Annotated in this window: 9 protein-coding genes; 5 read left to right on the forward strand and 4 right to left on the reverse strand. The window is 66.1% G+C overall.

Annotated elements, in window-relative coordinates; translation table 11 throughout:
- Positions 1–115: 115 nt before the first annotated feature.
- The 4 genes from ASE70_RS08820 (at position 116) to ASE70_RS08835 (ending at position 9,519) form a co-directional block, all read left to right on the forward strand.
- Positions 116–3,232 (forward strand): TonB-dependent receptor, encoded by a 3,117-nt coding sequence (locus tag ASE70_RS08820; protein WP_056503662.1) that lies wholly within the window; start codon positions 116–118, stop codon positions 3,230–3,232.
- Between the two features lie 109 nt (positions 3,233–3,341).
- Positions 3,342–4,844, forward strand: coding sequence for a tryptophan halogenase family protein (locus ASE70_RS08825; protein ID WP_056503664.1), 1,503 nt, complete (start codon positions 3,342–3,344; stop codon positions 4,842–4,844).
- Positions 4,841–6,142 carry a sugar porter family MFS transporter gene (locus ASE70_RS08830; RefSeq protein ID WP_056503665.1) on the forward strand — a complete coding sequence of 434 codons (1,302 nt, stop codon included), beginning with the start codon at positions 4,841–4,843 and terminating at the stop codon, positions 6,140–6,142. Before ASE70_RS08825 ends, ASE70_RS08830 begins: the two co-directional genes overlap by 4 nt.
- The gene (locus tag ASE70_RS08835; RefSeq protein WP_056503667.1) at positions 6,139–9,519 is read left to right on the forward strand and encodes a glycoside hydrolase family 2; all 3,381 of its coding nucleotides are present in this window, start codon (positions 6,139–6,141) and stop codon (positions 9,517–9,519) included. The genes ASE70_RS08830 and ASE70_RS08835 overlap by 4 nt, the downstream gene beginning before the upstream one ends.
- 147 nt (positions 9,520–9,666) lie before the next feature.
- Here the strand turns inward: ASE70_RS08835 and ASE70_RS08840 are convergent, their stop codons facing one another.
- A complete protein-coding gene (locus ASE70_RS08840) occupies positions 9,667–12,072 on the reverse strand; it encodes a TonB-dependent receptor domain-containing protein (protein ID WP_056503671.1) in 2,406 nt (801 codons plus the stop codon).
- A 283-nt stretch (positions 12,073–12,355) separates the two neighbouring features.
- Here ASE70_RS08840 and ASE70_RS08845 point away from each other — a divergent pair, with 283 nt between their 5' ends.
- A complete protein-coding gene (locus ASE70_RS08845; protein ID WP_235519694.1) occupies positions 12,356–16,012 on the forward strand; it encodes a lamin tail domain-containing protein in 3,657 nt (1,218 codons plus the stop codon).
- 48 nt (positions 16,013–16,060) lie between these two features.
- Here ASE70_RS08845 and ASE70_RS08850 read toward each other — a convergent pair whose 3' ends face one another.
- The 3 genes from ASE70_RS08850 to ASE70_RS08860 form a co-directional block, all read right to left on the reverse strand.
- Positions 16,061–16,999: a glycerophosphodiester phosphodiesterase family protein gene (locus ASE70_RS08850; RefSeq protein WP_235519696.1), complete on the reverse strand. Its 939-nt coding sequence runs from the start codon at positions 16,997–16,999 to the stop codon at positions 16,061–16,063.
- Positions 16,993–19,506: a TonB-dependent receptor gene (locus ASE70_RS08855; RefSeq protein WP_056503678.1), complete on the reverse strand. Its 2,514-nt coding sequence runs from the start codon at positions 19,504–19,506 to the stop codon at positions 16,993–16,995. The genes ASE70_RS08850 and ASE70_RS08855 overlap by 7 nt, the downstream gene beginning before the upstream one ends.
- Positions 19,507–19,581: 75 nt before the next feature.
- Complete coding sequence (locus tag ASE70_RS08860) at positions 19,582–20,754, reverse strand: ROK family transcriptional regulator (RefSeq protein WP_235519705.1); 1,173 nt, start codon at positions 20,752–20,754, stop codon at positions 19,582–19,584.
- Position 20,755: the final 1 nt, after the last annotated feature.

Consider the following 20,755-nt stretch of genomic DNA (forward strand, 5'->3'; position numbering starts at 1 on the left):
ATCCGGACTCGCGGGACGGCGGCGTTCCTGCATTGACAACGCATCCCTTAAACAATAGCAAATTTGTTAATTAATAGGGGCCGCACGATAACGGCCCGATCCATGGGGAGGCTCTATGCGCCGTACTTCGCTCTCGATCGTTCGTCCGATGTTGCTCGCGGCGGTATCCGCCTTCGCCTTGCCATCGGCGGGTTGGGCACAGACCGCTACCGGCAATGCCCCGGATGCCTCCGCCGTTCCCGCCGACGGGGCGGCCGCTCCCCAACAGGTCGAAGGTCCGGGCGAAGAAATCGTCGTCACCGGCATCCGCGCATCGCAGGCCCGATCGGTCGAGATCAAGCGCAACGCCGCCAGCGTGGTCGAGGCGATCAGCGCGCAGGATATCGGCAAGCTGCCCGACGTCACCATCTCCGATTCGCTGCAACGCATCCCCGGCGTCCAGATCCGCCGCGAGGCGGGCGAAGGCGGCGCGATCAACATCCGCGGCCTGCCGCAGGTCACCACGCTGATGAACGGCGAGCAGTTCCTCGGCGCCAATTCGGTGACGACGGTACAGCCGAACTTCACCGACATCCCGTCGCAGCTGTTCTCCGGCGCGACCGTGTTCAAGTCGCCTACGGCGTCGCTGCAACAGGCGGGTCTGTCGGGGACCGTAGACCTGCTGACCCGCCGGCCGATGGACCTGAAGAAGGGGCTGACGCTGTCGGCCGCCGCCGAAGGGCAATATGGCGACCGGACCGAAAAATGGAGCCCGTCGGCCAACGGCCTGATCGCCTATCATGGCGAGCGGTTCGGCGTGCTGGTGTCGGCGGCGTATAGCGACCTGACGCTCGGCAACAGCTTCCGCGGCATTCAGGATTACGGCGTCGCGCTCAACACCGAAGCCGGCAGCGATGCGGTGCTGAACCGCGACGGTTCGGTCACGCCCGCGAACCCCGGCAATTTCGCGGTCGGCAACAACGGCGTCAGCCGCGGCCGGCCGATCCGCAATTCCGCCGGCAGCCTGTTGGGCTATGACGTTAACGGCGATGGCGACGTCAACGACGCGTTCATCACGCCGCAGTCGCACACCGCGTGGAACCGCATCACCAATCGCGAGCGCTTCGGTGCCAACGCGTCGTTGCAGTTCGAGATCAACGATGCGCTGAAGCTGACCGCCGACGGCTTCTACACCCGCCAGACGCAATATGACCGCACCGCCGGTTTCCAGTTCCAGAATGTCGACTGGCTGTCGTCGCCGTTCCTGCCGACCAAGTCGCGCGATACCGGCGCGGTGTCGCCCAACGGCTACAACGTCAATACGGTGCAGGAATACAGCTACAGCCTGCCCAGCTTCGACAGCTATTCGGAAACCTTCCGTACGAAGAGCGAATCGCAGAATTACAATGTCCAGCTCGACTGGCAGCCGAGCGAACAGTTCAAGGGCACCGTTCGCGGTATCTATGGCAAGGCATCGCGCAAGCGCGATCAGGCCTATACCCAGTTCAGCCTGACCAACGGCACGCAATGGGCCTATAACGGCGTCGGCAACTATCCGGCATCGATCGGTGGCGACCGCCAATTCAATCCGACCGGTTACCAGATTTACAGCCAGACCGCGACCGTCGATTATTCGAGCGGCGCACCGGTGTTCGGCTTCTCGCCCGCCTTCCTCGCACAGGCATCGGACCCGTCGCGCTACGGGCTGAAGACGATCTCGTCGGAGGGCAACCAGTATCAGAATGGCGACCTGTGGGCGGTGCGCGCCGATGGCGAATATACCGCCGACAACGGCGTGAAGCTGTCGTTCGGTGGCCGCTATGGCGAGCGCAGCGTCGACCAGTTCACCTTCGACCGCGTCTCGCCCTTCTATGCCGGCAACACCGACAATGCCGCCAATCCGGCGGGCGGTTGCCTGGTCAAGTGGAAGGCGTTCGACGTCAACCTGAACGACAACAAGTGCGCGGTGCGCGATGCGCAGGGCAATGCCTATACCGCGGGCTATACCCGGCAAGCGAACGACCCGGTCTTTGCCGGCCTGATCAAGCAATATGCCCTGCCCGCCGGCGGCACGCCCGCGCTCTACGCGCTCGACCCGCACGCGATGGACGACAGCGAGGCGTGGCAGAACAAATTCTATCCGGGCAGCCAGAATCTGGTCAATCCGGCCGACAGCTTCACGGTCAACGTCCGCCAGATTTCGGGCTATGGCCAAGTGTCGGGCGAAGGCGAGCTGTTCGGCATGCCGTTCCGGGCCAATGGCGGCCTGCAGGTGGTCAATACCCGCCTGAACGTGCGGCAGAACATCGTCGGCGCGCCGCAGCCTTATGGCGTGTCGGGGGTCGATGCCGGTGACGTCGTGACCAAGCGCGAGTTCACCGACTTCCTGCCCGCGTTCAACGTCGCGTTCGACCTTACGACCAAGCTGCGCGCGCGTGCCGCCTTCTCGAAGACGATGACGGTGCTCGACTTCCTGCAATGGGGCGGCGGTCTGAACGTCAACTACGCGATCAATACGCAGGTGAACCCGGCCCGGTTCGAGGCGCGCACCGCCGATTCGCGCGGCAATCCGAACCTGAACCCGTGGCGCGCGACCAATGCCGAGGCGAGCCTCGAATATTATACCGGCCGCTCCAGCCTGCTGGCGGTCGGTGCGTTCTACATCTCGGTCGACAGCTTCATCACCACCACCACCGAAACCCGCAGCGACATTCCCGACAATGACGGCGTGATCCGTCGCCCGGTCGTCACCAACACGCTGGCACAGGGCGAGGGCGGTACGCTCAAGGGGATCGAGGCGTCGGCGCGCCAGTCGCTCGCCGATTACGGCGTGGGCGGACTGTTCGGCGGGTTCGGCGTCGACGCCAACTATACGCTGTCGCTGGGCGATGCGGGGCAGGTCGATCTGGCCGGCAACAAGATGCCGTTCCAGGACAACAGCAAGCATCAGGTAAACGCCGCCTTGTGGTTCGAGAAATACGGATTGCAGGCGCGCGTCGCCTACAACTTCCGGTCGAAGCGGCTCGCCTCGTCCAACTATGGCGGCATCCCGGGGCTGGCCCAGTATCAGGAACCGACCAGCTATCTCGACGCGTCGATCGCCTATGACCTGACCCCGCACTTCAGCATCTATGGCCAGGCATCGAACCTGACCGGCGAGACCGAACGCTATTACCTCACGTGGCAGGATCAGGTGTTCAACGAGAATATCTACGAGCGTCGCTTCATCGCCGGCGTCCGCGCCAAGTTCTGAACGCGTCGGGGAGGGTCCGGCCCCTCCCCGCTCACCCCGGCCATGCCGGGGTGACGTCCGCCACGGCGGGCGATAGCATGGCATCGCGGAACGGGGACGAGGGGGACGGATGCCGAACGAGCCGGTTCGATCGATCGTCATCGTCGGCGGGGGCACCGCCGGATGGATGGCCGCGACCTATCTGGCGCGGCGGCTGACGCATCTGAACCTGTCGATCATCGTCGTCGACAGCGCCGCGATCGGCACGGTCGGCGTGGGCGAGGCGACGGTGCCCGCGATCCGCGATTTCCTGTCGGCGATCGAACTGGGCGAGCCCGACGTTCTGCGCGAAACCGGCGGTACGATCAAATACGGCATCCGCTTCGATGGATGGGGCGGTGAGGGCCATCGGTTCTTCCACCCGTTCGGCCTGTACGGCGTCGGCGCGCAGGGCGTCGCCTTCCATCATTATTGGCTGAAACTGAACGCCGCGGACCGCGCCGGGCCGCTGGCGGACTATTGCCTCGCAACGCAACTGGCCCGCAACGGGCTGTTCCTGCCGCCCGCCGACCAGCCCGCCAACGATCTGGGCGTGTTCAACTTCGCGCTGCATTTCGATGCGGCCGCCTTTGCCGCGATGCTGCGTCGCCTCGCGCTCGCCAACCGCGTCGCGCATGTCGACGGGCGGATCGGGGCGGTCGCGACCGATCCGGCGCGCGGCCACGTCACCGGGGTCACGCTCGACGATGGGCGCACGATCGAGGGCGACCTGTGGATCGACGCATCGGGGTTTCGCAGCCTGTTACTGGGCGACGCGCTGGGCGTGCCTTATATCGACTGGCGGCACTGGCTGCCGTGCGACCGGGCCATCGCCATTCCCTGCAAGGCCGCAGCCGGCGATCCGACCCCCTATACCGTCGCCACCGCCCGCAAGGCCGGCTGGCAATGGCGCATTCCGCTTCGCCACCGCATCGGCAACGGATCGGTGTATTGCAGCGCGTTCCAGTCGGACGGCGATGCCGAGAACGCGCTGCTCGCCACGCTCGAAGGGGCACCGCTGGCCGATCCCAACCGACTGCGCTTCACGACCGGTCACCGGGAGCGGTTCTGGAGCGGCAACGTCATCGGCCTCGGCCTTGCCTCGGGCTTCCTCGAACCGCTCGAATCGACCAGCATCTCGCTGATCCAGTCGGGGCTCGAGCGGCTCGTCGCGCTGTTCCCCGATCGCGACTGCGACCCGCGCCTTGCCGCGACCTATAACCGGCAATCGGTGCTGGAATTCGAACGGCTGCGCGACTTCCTGTTCCTTCATTATCTTGCCAACGGTCGCAATGAACCGTTCTGGCAGGCCATCCGCGCGGTCGAACCGCCAGAACCCTTGCAGATCAAGCTGGACGCCTGGCGTTCGGGAGGAGAATTTGTGCGAAACGAGTGGGATACGTTCCAGGACCCGAGCTGGTTGAGCCTGTATGCCGGGTTCGGCGACCTGCCCGCCCGCCATTCGCCGCTGGCCGATGCGATCGATGAGGACACGCTGGCCGACAGTTTCGCCCGGATGCGCGAGGCGATCGGCAAGACGCTGGCCCATGCCGAACCGCATGGCCGCTTCCTCGCCCGGGTGACCGGCGCATGAGCGGCGCGACCCACACTCGCGCCGTGGTCGCGATGAGTCTCGGCGGACTGTTGTTCGGGTTCGACACTGCCGTCATCTCGGGCGTGACCGACGCGCTGCGCAGCAACTACGCCCTGTCCGAAGCGGGCCTCGGCCTCGCCGTCTCCGCCGCCTTGTGGGGCACGCTGGTTGGCGCGTTGTTCAGCGGCGCGCCGGGCGACCGCTGGGGCAGCCTTGCCGTGCTGCGCGTCGTCGGGCTGCTCTATGTCGTGTCGGCGGTCGGTTGCGCCATCGCCACCACGCTGACCGGCTTCATCGCGTTCCGCGTGCTCGGCGGCCTCGCCATCGGCGCATCGTCGGTGCTGGTCCCGGTCTATATCGCCGAAATCAGTTCGGCGAAGCGACGCGGGCTGCTCGTCGGGTTGTTCCAGTTCAACATCGTGGCGGGCATCCTGATCGCCTATCTCAGCAACTATCTGGTGGCGCAGGCGGTAACCCCCGATCTGGCTTGGCGGTGGAAGCTGGGCGTGGCGGCGGTGCCGGCCGCGCTGTTCCTGATCCTGCTGACCGGATTGCCGCAAAGCCCGCGCTGGCTGACCGCCCGCGGACGCGGCGACAAAGCGGCGCGTGCGGCGGCACGGCTCGGCCTCGAAGCGATCCCGCCTGCGACGAGCGGCGGCACCGGGCGGCTCGACTGGCACGTGCACCGGATGCCGATCCTGCTCGCCATCGCCATCGGGCTGTTCAACCAGCTGTCGGGGATCAACGCGATCCTCTATTACCTCAACGACATCTTTGCCGCCGCGGGCTTCACCGGCGTGTCCGGCGATATGCAGGCGATCGCCATCGGTGCCGCCAACCTGATCGCGACCGTCATCGGCATGGGCGTGATCGACCGGGTCGGGCGCAAGCCGTTGCTGATCGGCGGCGGCATCGTCACCGCCGTCGCGCTGGGCGGCGTCGCGCTGGTGTATATGGGACAGGCATCGCCGGCCCTGCTGCTGCCGCTGCTGATCCTGTTCATCGCCGCCTTCGCCATGTCGCAGGGCGCGGTGATCTGGGTCTATCTCAGCGAAATCTTCCCGACCGACGTCCGTGCCCGCGGACAGGCGATCGGCAGCGCGACCCACTGGGTCGCCAATGCCGTCCTGTCGTTCGCCTTCCCGCTGGTGGCGCATTGGGACCGAGCGCTGCCCTTCTGGGGCTTTGCCGCCGCGATGCTGGTGCAGGCGCTGCTGGTCTGGCGCTTCTTCCCCGAAACCCGTGGCCGCGATCTTGAAGCGATCAGCGCCGACCTGACGAAAAGGACTTCTGCATGAAACTGGGCATGATCGCCGCGCTGCTGGGCAGCGTCGCCATGGCGGGGGTCGCCGGCGCACAAGTCCCGGTCAATGGCGGGCCGTATAATGCCAGCTTCCTGACCGGCGGGATCGGGATCGAACGCCCGGTCGCCGGACCGGTGACACAGGCCGGGGCACCGTACAGCGTGACGTTGTGGATCAAAGCCGACGCGCGACAGGCGGGCATGGTGCCGCTGGTCGCGCTGGGCGAGGCGCGGGTCGTGGCACTGAACGACGGGCGGCTGACGCTGAACGACGGGGCGACGACGCTGACCGGCCCGGCCATCGCGCCCGGCCGCTGGACGCAGGTCGCGGCGGTATCCGACGGCACCCGCGCGACCCTGTATGTCGACGGTCGCCGCGTCGCGACCGGTACGGCCCGTTCCGCCGCGACCAACGGCGTCCTTCACGTCGCGCGCGCGGTGCCCGGCCGTCCGCATTTCGGCGGTACGCTGGTCGGCGTCACGCTGGATGACCGCGCGCTGTCGCCCGCCGCCATCGCCGCGATGCCGCGCCCCGACTTCGCCAATGTCCAGCTGTGGGAGGTCGGCGTCACTTGGCCTTTCCAGAAAACGGCCAATATCGGCCAGACCCAGCAGCAGGACGCATGGACCCTGCCGCAGTCGAAGGGCGATGCGTACAGCGCGCCGGTCGCCAAACCGCTGCCGACTGCGCCCACCGTGCAGGCGACGGCACCGGGCCGGTGGCAGATCAATGGCTGGCAACTCGCCGCCGCCCCCGATGTCACCGGCGACGGCGCGGCGCTGTCGCGGCCGGGCACTCCCAAGGGGGCGTGGCGCGCGGCGACGGTGCCGGGCACCGTGCTCCAGACGCTGGTCGATCGCGGCGTCTATCCTGACCCCTATTACGGCCTGAACAACCTCAAAATCCCCGAAAAACTGGCACGGCAGAATTACTGGTACCGCACCCGCTTCACCGTGCCGGCCGAGGCTGCCGGCAAGAAGCTGACGATCGTGTTCGGCGGCATCAACTACGCCGCCGACATCTGGGCCAATGGCGTGAAGCTGGGAGCCACGCGCGGCGCGTTCATCCGCGGCCAGTTCGATTACGTGCCCGTCGCGGGCGAGAACGTGATCGCGGTACGGGTATCGCCGCCGCCACATCCCGGCATTCCGCACGAACAATCGGTCAGCGCCGGCGTCGGCGAAAATGGCGGGCAGCTGGCGATCGACGGCCCGACCTTCGTCGCGACCGAGGGGTGGGACTGGATTCCCGGCATCCGCGACCGCAACACCGGGCTGTGGCGGCCGGTCGAGCTGGTCGCCCATGGCGCGGTCCGCATCCTCGACCCGCATGTCGTAACCGACCTGCCGCTGCCGCGCACCGACCGCGCCAATGTCCATGTCACCGTGCCGATCGACAATAGCGGGCCGGCGGGACCGGTGACGGTCAAGGTCGCGTTCGAAGGGGTGTCGGTCGAACGGACCGTGACCGCGCCGACCGGACGCAGCGAGGTCCGCTTCACCCCCGCCGACTTCCCGGCGCTGACCGTCGCCAACCCCAAATTATGGTGGCCCAATGGCTATGGCGAACCGCATCTCTACCACGCGACCTATCAGGTCAGTGACGCGAACGGCGTGTCGGATAGCAAGGCGCAGCGCTTCGGCATCCGCGAGGTCAGCTACGACCTGTCGCTGTTCGATGCGGCGGGCGCGCTGCGCCGGGTCAACGTCCAGACCACCGATGGCGGGCTTGCCGGGCAGAAGCTGATCGACGTCCGCCACGCCGCGATCAAGCAGACGCCGACCGGCTGGGCGGAATCGCTGACCCCGGCGGGTGAGGTGTCGAAGGCGGTGACGACGATCACCGAAACGCTGCCCGAACCGCATCTGACCATCCGCGTGAACGGGGTGCGGATCGCCGCGCGCGGCGGCAATTGGGGCATGGACGACGCGATGAAGCGCGTCAGCTACGACTGGCTCAGCCCGTTCTTCCGCCTCCAGCGCGAGGCGCATATGAACGTCATCCGCAACTGGATGGGCAACAATACCGAGGACGAGTTCTACGACCTGGCCGACGAGAACGGCATGATGGTCCTGAACGATTTCTGGCAATCGACCCAGAATTTCCAGATCGAGCCGGACGATGCCGCGCTGTTCCTCGCCAATGCCCGCGACACGATCGCCCGCTATCGCAACCACCCCAGCATCATCCTGTGGTTCGGCCGCAACGAAGGCGTCCCCTATCCGACGCTGAACGAGGGGCTGGACGATGCCGTGTTCCAGCTCGACGGCACCCGCTGGTTCACCGGGTCGTCGAACGTCGTGAATCTGCAGGGGTCGGGGCCGTATAACTACCGTGCGCCGGTCGGCTATTTCACCGATCTCGCCACCGGTTTCTCCGTGGAGACCGGCACGCCGTCGCTGTCGACGGCGGAATCGGTCGCGTCCTATGTCCCTGCCGCCGATCGCTGGCCGCTAGGCGACGTGCTGGCCTATCACGACTGGCATTTCGGCGGGAATGGCGACACCAAGACGTTCATGCAGACGCTGGCCACGATGTTCGGGACGGCCAAGGACTTCGCCGATTTCGAGCGCAAGGCGCAGATGATGAACCTCGAAACGCACAAGGCGATGTACGAGGGGTTCCTCGGCCACCTGTGGACGAAGAATAGCGGCCGGTTGCTATGGATGACGCATCCGGCATGGCCGTCGAACGCGTGGCAGATCTATTCATGGGACTATGACACCCACGCCGCCTATTATGGCGCGAAGAAAGCCGTCGAACCGCTACACGTCCAGCTGAACCTGCCGGGCAACGAACTGGTCGTGCTCAACACGACCCAGGGCGATGCGAAGGGGCTGACCGCGAGCGTGCGGGTCGTCGGACTGGACAATGCCGAACTGTTCGCACGGTCCGAACGGGTCGATGCGCTGGCCAATCGCGCGACGCCGCTGGCCGCCGTGCCGCTCGACACGCTCTATGCGGCGCATCCGGTGGTGCTGGTACGGCTGACCCTGTCCGATGCGGCCGGCAAGCCCGTTTCGGACAATTTCTACTGGCGCGGGCGCGATACCGTTTCCTATCAGGCGTTGAACGCGCTCGCCCCAGCGACGCTGACGGCACGGATGACGGCCCCGGTGGTCGATGGCGGCGATCGGATGGTCGCGGTGACGCTGTCCAACGACGGCCCGGTCGCCGCACTGAACACCAAATTGACGCTGCTCGACCGCAACGGGCAGCGTATCCTCCCCGCCTTCTACGACGACAACTATATTTCCCTCCTCCCGAAGGAAACCCGCACCATCACCATCCGCTACCCCGCGGCATTGGCCGCGCAGCCGGTCGTGACGTTGCGCGGATGGAACGTCGCGGAAACGATGGTGCCGCAGTGAAACGATAATTTCCGCGTTGCCGGTTTCAACGGCCGGCAGCCGACCGACCGCGGCGGCATCGCTGTCGTGGGCACTCTTCCCGACGATACGGTTCGCGAGAATCTGTCATCGGCCGCCGCTCGACAGGCGACGGCCGATGGCAACGGATCAGAAGCCCCGGCGCAGCGTCACGAACCACTGGCGCGGCGCACCGGCCAGTAGCGTCTGGTTGTCCCCCGAGGCGGTATAGCCGTTGGTGCCGACCGTCGAGATATAGGCGCGATCGGTCAGGTTGGTGACGCTTCCTTCGATCGCGACGCCTTCCAACACGCCACCCAGCCCGGTCAGCCGGTATCCGATGCTGGCGTCGAGCAACACCCGCGCGCCGACCGACTGGTCGTTCAGATAGGTGAAGTAGCGTTTCGACATGTAATCGCCGCCGACCCGCGCGAAGAAGCGGTCATCGTCATAGGCGATCTCGCCCTTGGCCATATGTTCGGGCGTGTCGACCACGGTCCGGCCCGCGATCGGCTGCACCACCGTGCCTGCCGCGTTGCGGACGTCGTTCTGATACGTCGCCTTGTTATACGAATAGCTGGCGAACAGTGTCAGCGGCGACGCGAGGCGATAGGTCGCGGCGAGTTCGGCACCATAGCTTTCGACGCTGCCGGCGTTGTTCAGCGTCGGCGGGTTGCCGATGATCCCCGCCCCGTTCGCAAAGGTCAGCAGCCGGTTCGAGAAATCGACATAATAGCCGACCGCCGACAACTGTAATCCGCCCGAACGCAGACGCGCCCCGCCCTCGACCGTCTTCGACGTTTCGGGCTTCAGGGTGGAACGGATTGCGTTGAATCCGTTCTGGGTCGTTGCGAACGGACCGGTCGTCGCCGACGACACGAACGCTCGCAGATTTTCAGTATAGCTCGCGAACAGTTCCGCTCCGCCGCCCAGGCGGAACAGGGCCGAGACCTGCGGCAGGAACCAGTCCCGCGCCTGGATGTCGCCGACGACCAGCGTACCGGTGCGCAGGTTCGCCGAATTGCGCACGCGCAACCCCTTCCAGCCGCCGTTGACCGTCAATGCGCCGAGGTCGAGGGTATCGGCGACGTGATATTGCAGCGTTTCGGTATCGTATTTACCGTCCCACTGCGTGCGGTACGGGTTGCTCTGGAACTGGCGCGCCGTGCGGTTCGGCGTGGCGGCGTCGTTCATGCCGTAGAAGCGGCGCGCCTGCTCGAACGTGTTCGTTTCGTACCACAGTCCGACTTCGATCCGGTTCGCGCCGGTGGTCAGCGCCATGCGGGTCTGATTGCCGGCGCGGTCGATGCCATATTCGGTAGTGCGGAAACCGAGCGGCGAGGCAAGGCCGGCGGTCGAGGTCGACGATACCGGCAATGCCGACCCGTCCGGCCCCGCGGCCCCCGCCGGGGTCGGCGAATAGGGCGTGATCCACGATCCCTGCCCCTTGTTGTGATGATAATAGCTGGTCGACACCAGCGACAATTCGGGCGTCAGCCGCGCATCGAAGGTCAGACCGCCCAGCCAGTCGCGCCGCAACCCGGCGGCGTCGTAATAGGCGTCGTCGACGGTGCCGAACCCGGTCGGAAAGGTGAAGCCGGCCCCGGTCCATGGCGCGGTGAAGCCCGTCGTCGATCCGTTGTTGGCGGCGGAATACGCACTGCGCGCCGCCTGATTCTGGTACACCCGGCCGATCTGCAGCGCGAGCGGATAGTCGTCCGAAATATTGTCGGCGCGCAGACCGCGCCGGGCGATGATGTCGTAGCTCAGATCCTGATAGTCGTTTTCGCGCCGGTCAGAGAAGTTGAGGAACGCGGTGATGCTGCCGCGGGTGTCGATCTCCTTCACCAGCTTGGCATTGGCCTGATGCTGACGCTGGACGCCGACGCCCTTCCACTTGTCGCTGGTCAGATAGCCATAGGACAGATAGCCCATCAGCCCGCCGCCGAGGTCGCCGGTGTCGATCCGGGCAAAGGCGCGGATCGTATCGTTACTGCCATAGGTGCCCGACGCGACGATATCGGCGGTGTCGGACGGCTTGCGGCTGACAAATTCCAGCGTACCGCCCAGATTGCTGGTCGATGTGGTGCCCAGCGCACCCGCGCCCTGCGCGACCGTGGTCGTCGCGATGTTTTCGGACAGGATCGCGCGGCTGATATGGAGGCCGTTGACGTTGCCATAGCTCATGTCGCCCAGCGGCACGCCGTCCAGCGTGAAGCCCAGCTGGTTCTGGTTGAACCCGCGCAGCGAGATGCGCGTCGACCATTCATAGGCACCGAACGCGTCGGCCGACTGGAAATTGACGCCCGGCAGCTTGGCGGCCGCCTTCAGCGGCGACGTCCCCGGGGTCAGCCGTTCCATGTCGATCGCCGAGATCGTCTGCACCTGCCGCGTCTGGCCAAAGCCTAGCACGACGATTTCCTCGCCTTCCGCCGGTGCCGCTTCATCGACCTCGGGGGCGGCAACGGGTGCTACGACCACGCGTTCCTGGCCGTACGCCGTGCCTGTCATGAGTGCGAGTGGCGCTGCGCCAACCAACCAGATGCGTGCCGTCATGATAACCCCCTGCGACATTCTGAACTGCCGTCCTGTCGGGGGGCGCTTGCGACGGTATCGTGAAGTACGTGCGACGGTTCGGCGACCAATCGATGACAATGCGCCGCCAATGGCTGCAGGGTACGTTCGGGCTCCAAACCGGGCGGCCGGTCAGAATTCGGCAGGTACAATCGATTATTAACCATCTGTCACGTTGTCGCAACGAACCTGTAATCCACCTGCCATGCGCAACGGGCAGCCTGATGCGCGAAGGCGGCCGGGGCCGCACCATCGCATGCGGGGAATGTCGGGTATGGATCTGTCGAAATATGTCCGGGTCGGACGCTATGACCTGCCCGAACCCACCCGCACCACCGCCCCCGCCGGCAACGTGCTGGGACAGGAAGCCTCGGGCGTCGCCTATAACTGGGATACCGACACGCTGTTCATCATCGGCGACGGCGGGCGTTCGATTACCGAGGTGAGCAAGTCGGGCAAGCTGGTCAGCACGATGACGCTGGGTGCCGGCAACAGTCCGCAGGGCACCGCCTTCTACGATCCCGAAGGCATCACCTATATCGGCAACGGCCAGTTCGTGTTCACCGAGGAACGCGATCGCAACGCCGTGCTCATCACCTATGAAGCGGGCGCGACCAAGACGCGCGCCGATGCGCAGGTCGTCAATCTCGGCACCTTCGTCAACAATATCGGTCTGGAGGGTCTGAGCTACGACCCGCTGACCAAGGGCTTCATCTTCGTCAAGGAAGCCGGACCGATCGGCGTGTTCCAGACGACGCTCGACTTCGCCAACAACACCGCCAGCAACGGATCGGCGACGACCGAAAATTCGACGAACCTGTTCGATCCGGCGCTGCTCGGCCTGTCCGACGTCGCCGACGTGTTCGCGCTGTCGAACATCCCGTCGCTGGCCGGCACCGCCGAAGCCGACAACCTCCTGATCATCAGCCAGGAAGAGGGCAAGATCGTGAAGGTCGATCGCGCCGGCAACATCCTGAGCGAACTGGTCATCCAGACCGATGCCGGCAATCCGCTGGGCGTCGCTGACCAGCAGCATGAGGGGATCACTGTCGATCGCAACGGCTTCATCTATGTCGTCAACGAGAATGGTGGCGGCGATGCCGATCATCCGCAACTCTGGGTCTATGCCCCGGCCGACTTCCCCAATGCCGCGCCGAGCGCGATCACGCTCGGCAACGCTTTGTCGGTGATCGAGGAAAACAGCGGCACCGCCCGCCGGGTGAAGGTCGCCGACGTGCTGGTCGCCGACGACGGCATCGGCGTGAACCAGCTGGCCGTCACCGGAGCCGACGCCGCCTTCTTCGACGTCGATTCGACCGGCCTGTATCTGAAGGCCGGTACGAAACTCGATTACGAAACCAAGACCAGCTATGCGGTCACCGTCACCGTCGATGATCCCAATGTCGGCGGCGCGGTCGATGCCAGCGTCGATTATGTGCTGAACGTCACCGACATCGCCAACGAAGTCGTCAAGCCGACGCTGTTCATCTCCGAAATCGCGCCATGGTCGAGCAGCAACAGTCCGGTCGCCGCCGACTGGTTCGAAGTCACCAATAGCGGCGACGTCGCGATCGACCTCACCGGATGGAAGGTCGACGATAATTCGGCGCAATTCAGCAACGCCCGCGCGCTGACCGGCATCGCCCGGATCGGTGCAGGGGAGTCGGTCATCTTCTTCGAAACCGCCGATCTGGCCGCGACGCAGGCGGCGTTCGTCGATGCATGGTTCGGCGGCAAGGCCCCGGCAGGACTGCAATTCGGTGCCTATACCGGGTCGGGCGTCGGCCTGAGCAGCAACGGCGATCAGGTCAATCTGTACGACACGGCCGGCGAAGTGCGGGCCAGCGTCAGCTTCGGCGCATCGCCCGCCGCCAGCCCGTTCGCAACCTTCAACAACGCCGCCGCCGTCAACAATGGCGAAGTGACCACGCTCAGCGAAGCTGGCGAGAACGGCGCGGTCGCGGTCGGCACCGGCGCCACCGCCGCGATCGGTTCGCCCGGCACGGTCGGCAAGCTGTTCGTATCGGAAGTCGCGCCTTGGGCAAGCGGCGACAGCCCGGTCGGTGCCGACTGGTTCGAAGTCACTAATTCGACCGGTCTCGCCATCGACCTGACCGGGTGGAAGGTCGACGACAATTCGCAGTCACCGATCGCCGCCGTCGCCCTGACCGGCGTCGATGCGATCGCCGCCGGGGAATCGGTCATCTTCGTCAACGGCGGCGCGATCGAGGTTCAGGCGTTCGTCACCACATGGTTCGGCGGCACGCTGCCCGATGGCGTCCGGATCGGGACCTATACCGGATCGGGCATCGGGCTGAGCACCGGCGGCGATCAGGTCAACCTGTACGACGCGGGCAATATGCTGCGTGCCAGCGTCAGCTTCGGCCAGTCGACCGGCCGCCCGTCGCTCGCGACGTTCGACAACGCCGCCGGGCTGACCGGCCCGATCGCGCAGACCAGCACCATCGGCACCAATGGTGCCTATCAGGTGACGACCGTCAACGGCACCGAAACCGGATCGCCCGGATCGATCCGCACGGCGATCGACGACAGCAATGCCGCACCGACTGCCATCGCGCTCGCCAACGCGCTGGACGGCATCGACGAAAACACCGGCACGCTGACCCGGATCAAGGTCGCCGACATCGCCATTACCGACGATGGACGCGGCACCAATGCGCTGGGCCTGACCGGCAGCGACGCGGCCTTTTTCGAAGTCGACGCCAACGGCCTGTATCTGAAGGCCGGCACCAATCTCGATTACGAAGCCAGGACCAGCTACGCGGTCACCATCACCGTCGACGATCCGACGGTCGGTGCGACGCCCGACGCCACCATCGATTATGTGCTGAACGTCCGCGACATCGCCAACGAAGGCACCGGTCCGGCGATCCGCATCACCGAAGTCGCCCCATGGGCCAGCGGCGACAGCCCGGTGCGCGCCGACTGGTTCGAACTGACGAACTTTTCCGATGCCGCGGTCGATATCGCCGGGTGGCGCGTCGACGACGATTCGAACAGCTTCGCCGCGTCGGTCGCGCTGAGCGGCGTGACCAGCATCGCCGCCGGCCAGTCGGTGATCTTCCTCCAGACCACCGACCTTGCCGCGACGGCAAAAACCTTCGTCGACACGTGGTTCGACGGACAGGCACCGGCCGGGCTGACCTTTGGCAGCTATACCGGGTCGGGCATCGGATTGAGCGGCGGCGGCGACGCGGTCGTCCTGTTCGACGCCGCCGGGCGGGTCGCGGCCAACGTCACCTTCGGCGCGTCGACCGGCGTGCCCGCGCTGGCGACGTTCGACAATGCGGCGGGGCTGAACAATGCCCGCCTGACGACCATCGCCACCGCCGGCATCGACGGTGCGTTCGCGGTTCCCGGCAGCACCGGCAACAGCGAAACCGGATCGCCGGGCTATATCGCGCCGTCGCAGATCGTCGGCGGGGCCGGTAACGACGTGCTGAACGGCACCGTCCTTGCCGATTTGATGATGGGCGGCGCGGGCAACGACACGCTGTCGGGCATGGCCGGCAACGACCGTCTGGTCGGCGGCGCCGGATCGGACACGATGCGCGGCAGCGCGGGGGCCGATGCGTTCTTCTTCGCGGTCGGCGACAACAGCCTGTCGCGGGCCCGGGCACAGACGCTCGATCGCATCCTCGACTTCTCGGCGCAGGACGTGCTGGTCACCGACGTCGCGCTGTTCGACAGCGACGACAACGGCATCGTCACCTTCGGCCGGAACAAGCTGCTCGACCTGACCGGCGGCGGACAGGTCAGCATCATCGGCGAGAACGGCAAGCGCGTCCTCGCGCTCGAGTTCGACGGCATCTGGCGCGACGAAGCGACCGGCATCGACCATTATGTCTACAGCCTGGTCGGCTCCGCCGCCGGGGTCGCCACCCTCGACCTGACCGCTTGACGCATCGCCGGGGGATCGGAAGCACGCGCCGCCGATCCCCCCGGTTCCTTACCGTCGGGCGCGCACCTGCCGCCAGACCAGCAGCGCGTCGACCGCATCGGTCTGGATCAGGCGGACGCCGCTATCCGCCAGTCGTCCCCAGACCGCTTCGGGATCGCGGGCCGCGGCCGCATCGCCGCCCAGCCCGGTCACGAACCCTTCGAACAGGGTGTTGACCCAGACGGCCATGCCCGCTTGACGGGCGGCGGCGACGCTGGCCGGCAGGCTGGCGAGCGGCATCCGCGGCAGTTCGACGGCCAGCGGCTTACGCCGCGCGCCCGCCTGTTGCCGGATAATCGCCGGCACGTCGGCGGCGGCCGGGTCGCCGGTGATCGGGATCGGCGCAAACGGCACCCGGTCATAGGGCGGCATCGCGGCCAGTGGCGGCGACCCGATCCCGGCAAAGGTCTTGACGATCACCCGGTCGGCCACACCCGCTCGCACCACCGCGTCGACCACCTCGCCATAGATTGCGTCCTTCACGTCGAGGTTCAGGACGATCCGCCCCTTCGCCAGCGCCAGCAGCTCGTCGAGGGTCGGCACCCGTTCGTCGGTGAGCGCGGTCCCCGCCCCGCCTTCGTCGTCGCGCAGGCGCAGCGCGCGGATTTGCGCAAGGGTCAGGTCGGCGACCTTCCCGGTGCCATCGGTGGTCCGGTCGACGCTGTCGTCATGGACCATGACCAGATAGCCGTCGCGGGTGCGGCGCACATCGGTTTCCATCACCTCGACGCCCAACGCCGCACAGCGCAGCAGCCCGGCGCGAGAATTTTCGGGAAGCGTTCCGGCCATCCCACGCGTCGGCGCGGCGGCATGACAGCCGCGATGGGCGATGGCGATGATGCCGCCCCTGGGATCGGCGATCCGACGCATCGTATCGACCGGTCCCGCCTGTGCCGCCGACGCGACGACACAGGCAAGGACGGTGGCGAGCAGCGGACGGATCACCACTTGCGGCTCACGATCAGGCGGAAGTTGCGCCCGAACAGCGGCCGGCCGAAGATCGCGGTCGGCACGCCCTGCCCGAACCGGTCGCCTGCGGTATTGCCTTCGGTAAAGCCATGCGCGTTGGTGATGTTGTCGCCCACGATCTGGACCTGCCAGTCGCCGTTGCTGACCGTCCCGCCCAACCCGAACGCGCCATAAGCCGGCAGCGCGGTGCTGTTGAAGAAGTCGGTATAGCGCCGGCCGACATAGTCATAGCGTCCATAGACGCTGACCGCTGCGCCGCCCAAGTCGAGGTCGATGGTCGGCCGTACGTTCAGGAACAACTTCGGTTCGCGGATGATCTGCTTGCCGCTCGCCCGGCTGCCATCGGCACCGGTATTGCTGCTGAAGTTCAGATAGCGCGGGTCCTGGAACGTCACCGACCCGGCGAGCGAGAAGGGTCCGGTCAGGCGCAGCTGCCCATCGGCCTCCAGCCCCTTGGTCTCGGCGGTGCCGATGAAGTTCGTCACCTGATCGGCGCGGCCCGTCGCCGGGTTGAACGCGGCGAAGCTGGCGTTCAGCGGATCGAAGCGGGTGTAGAAGCCGGTGACGTAGAGATAGGAGCGTCCGGCGGCGAACTTCACGCCCGCCTCGTACAGCTTGGCCTTGGTCGCGACGATCGCCGCCACCGGATAGTTCAGCGCGATGGTCGTGTTGGGCGGCACCTCCAGCTGCGAAGCGCGGAGATACGCGCCGATATTGCCGGTTGCGTCGTAATTGGCCCCGACCGTCCAGTTGGTCGCCTGCTGCTTCAGCCGCAACGTACCGATCGCGCCGGTGAACCCGCGCGTGGCATTGTCGGCCAGCGTGGTGGCGTCGCCCAGATTATAGCTCGACGTCAGCCGGCCGAACCCGTCATAGCTATACCATTCGTGACGCAGGCCGGCATCGATCCGCAGCCGGTCGGTCACGTCCCACGTGTCGGTGCCGTACAGCGCGAACAGCTGGCCGTCGGTCGCACCGCCGCCCAGCGTCGCGGCATTCGCCAGCGCGCCATTGTCGGTGACATAGCCCAGCACCGCGCCCGTCGCGCCATAGGCGGCGAGGTCCAGCGTGCGCGGCCGCGACTTCACCTCAACCAGCAGGTTCTGGTACGCGTTGAACGTCTTCTGACCCCAGAAAGAGGTATAGACCCCGGCACGCAGATCGTGCGCACCGATCGCGGTTTCCAGCTTGCGCGTGACCGACAGGTCGCCCTGCGTCGAATGGAAATCCGTTTCGACCGAACGATATTGCGCCTGCATTACCAGGCCGGAATCGGCGGCGGGGTTATAGGCGGTCTGTCCGCCCGTACCGGCGACGCTGTAGCCGAGGCGGCTGACGTTCGCACCGAATGCGGTGGTCGCCGCTGCGCGGAAATTATTGGCGAACGTCGTCGCATCGACCGGGTTCGACGTCGAATAGAAGGCGTCGAAATGCAGCTTGCCCTGCGTCACGCCACCCTTGGCCGACACGTGCCAGTCGCCGACATCGCCTTCGTAATTCAGCGCGACGTTCCCGAATTGCAGATGCCGCCCATTGGCCAGATCGCCGCGCTGGTTCTGCAACACGCCAGCACCATCGCGATACTTGATGTTCACCTGCCGCAGCGACGGGCTGTTCAGCGTACCGGTGAAATAGTCGATATACTTGTCGAGGCTGACCGACGGATCGCGCGGATCGGCGGTCGGGATCGACAGATAGAACAGGTTGTGGTCGTTGGTGTATTGCCCCGACAGCTTCACGAACCCATTGGCCAGATCATGGCGGATGTTGGCGCGGATCTGCCCGCCGCGATCGGACGGAAAGCCGGAGTCGCGATAGCCGTCATGATGGCGCAGGAAGCCGCCGATGGCGTAATAGGTGTCCTTCGAAATCGGTCCCGCCTGATATGCGTCGAGGCGGTACAGCCCGGTATCGCCCAGCGTCAGCTGCGCCTTGCCGCGCGTCGTCGCATTGCCGGTCACGGTGATGACGTTGGCGATCGCGGCCGCGGTGCTGGCATAGATCGGTGCCGGACCGCCGCGAACGACCTCGATCCGGTCGGTCATCAGGTCGAGCCGGTTCATGCCGTCGCCCTGATTGAAGAAGAAGCCGTCCAGTTCTTGGAACAACGGCAACCCGTCCTGCTGATAATAGAGGAAACCGCGATCGGTCGGGATGCCGCGCACGCGGGTGATGTTCTGCACCTCGCCGCCGGTCGCCTCGGCATGGATGCCCGGCAACGTCCCGATCAGGTCGGTCGTGCTCTTGGGCGCGATTTTCTGAATATCGGTCTGGCTCAGCGAATTGACCGCATAGGATACGTCGAAGCGCCGCTGCTGCCGCGCCGATCCGGTGACGATGATGTCCGATGCCGGTGCGTCCATGGACTCCACGGTCTCGGCGGTCGGCGTCGTATCGCGCGCGGTCGGCGTGGTTTGCGCGATGGCCGGACTGGCGATGGCAAGCAGCGCGACATACGCGACGCCGCCCAGGAATTTGGTGTGCATGGAAAGAAGCCCCCTTTGGTTTCGTTGAAGGGCCCTTGGCGGCACTGCGTGACAGTTTTATTTGCTTACACGCAATTAAATCGTGGTTTGATGGGACGTGATCGCGTGGATCGGGATCATCGCCGCGCCGATCACCACCGCCTTGCTGCCGATGGCGGACGCAAGCACAGGCGGCAGGGTCGCCCGATACTTGTCGCCGCGACGACGGCCGATCGCGTCCAGCCCGTCGGCGATGCGGCGCAGCAGCGGCAGCGGCAATGCGCCCGACACGATGATCGCGCCGGGATCGAGCCAGACGATGCCGCTCAGCACGGCCAGGTCCAGCTGCCCGATCACCCGGTCGGTCCAGCGGTCGATGATCGCCCGATGCGTCGCCATCAATCCGTCGATGTCCGCTAGCGAATCGACCTCGACACCCTCGGCACGCAGGGTCCGCAGCAGGTCGATGCCCGATGGCCGGTCGCCATCACCGGGAAACAGCCGTCCGACCTCACCGGCATTGCCATGTTCGCCGAGGAACAGGTCGCGCTCCGCAATCAATCCGCCGCCGACGCCATGCCCCAGAAACAGGGTCAGGACCGATCGATAGCGACCGATGATGCCGTCCTGATAATATTCGGCCAGCCCGGCGACGCTGGCGTCGTTCTCGATCCACACCGGCATGCCCAGCACGTCGCCGATGATCTCGGCCAGCGGCACGTCGTCCCACCCGGCGACGCGGTCGACGACGGCGCGACGATTGCGGTCGCCCGACAGGGCATAGCCCGGAACGGCGACCCCCATCCCCAGAAACTGGCCGCGCATGAATCCGTGTGCCGCCGCCAGCGCCTGCAACCGCGCCTCGACGGCGCGCGCGAACACGCGGGGGTCGGGACTGTCGAATGGCGTCGTATCATGTACCAGCGGCCGGCCGCGAAAATCGACCAGCACCAGTTCCAGCCAACCGGGATGCGGCGTCGCACCGATCGCCCAGCCGCCGCCCCCTGACACGGTCAGCGGCACCAATGGCCGCCCCCGCGCCACCGCTTCGGGGGATTCGCGTTCCTCGATCAAGCCGAGCGCCAACAGCGATTGGGTCAGCCGGGTCACCGTCGCGCCGTTCATCCCCAGCACCTGCGCCAGTCGCGTCCGCGGGGCGGTCCCCTCGATCCGCAACTGGATCAGGACCCGGCGTTGCGGTTCGCTGAGCGGGATGGGCGGGCGGTGCGGACGCGACATGATGCGGATGATATAGTTGCGACGTGTCAAA

The sequence above is a fragment of the Sphingomonas sp. Leaf22 genome (genome assembly GCF_001421715.1).
Lineage (GTDB): Bacteria > Pseudomonadota > Alphaproteobacteria > Sphingomonadales > Sphingomonadaceae > Sphingomonas.

Coding starts and splice junctions, on each gene's coding strand:
- ASE70_RS08820 (WP_056503662.1), top strand. CDS start 116: ATGCGCCGTACTTCGCTCTCGATCGTTCGTCCGATGTTGCTCGCGGCG.
- ASE70_RS08825 (WP_056503664.1), top strand. CDS start 3,342: ATGCCGAACGAGCCGGTTCGATCGATCGTCATCGTCGGCGGGGGCACC.
- ASE70_RS08830 (WP_056503665.1), top strand. CDS start 4,841: ATGAGCGGCGCGACCCACACTCGCGCCGTGGTCGCGATGAGTCTCGGC.
- ASE70_RS08835 (WP_056503667.1), top strand. CDS start 6,139: ATGAAACTGGGCATGATCGCCGCGCTGCTGGGCAGCGTCGCCATGGCG.
- ASE70_RS08840 (WP_056503671.1), bottom strand. CDS start 12,072: ATGACGGCACGCATCTGGTTGGTTGGCGCAGCGCCACTCGCACTCATG.
- ASE70_RS08845 (WP_235519694.1), top strand. CDS start 12,356: ATGTCGGGTATGGATCTGTCGAAATATGTCCGGGTCGGACGCTATGAC.
- ASE70_RS08855 (WP_056503678.1), bottom strand. CDS start 19,506: ATGCACACCAAATTCCTGGGCGGCGTCGCGTATGTCGCGCTGCTTGCC.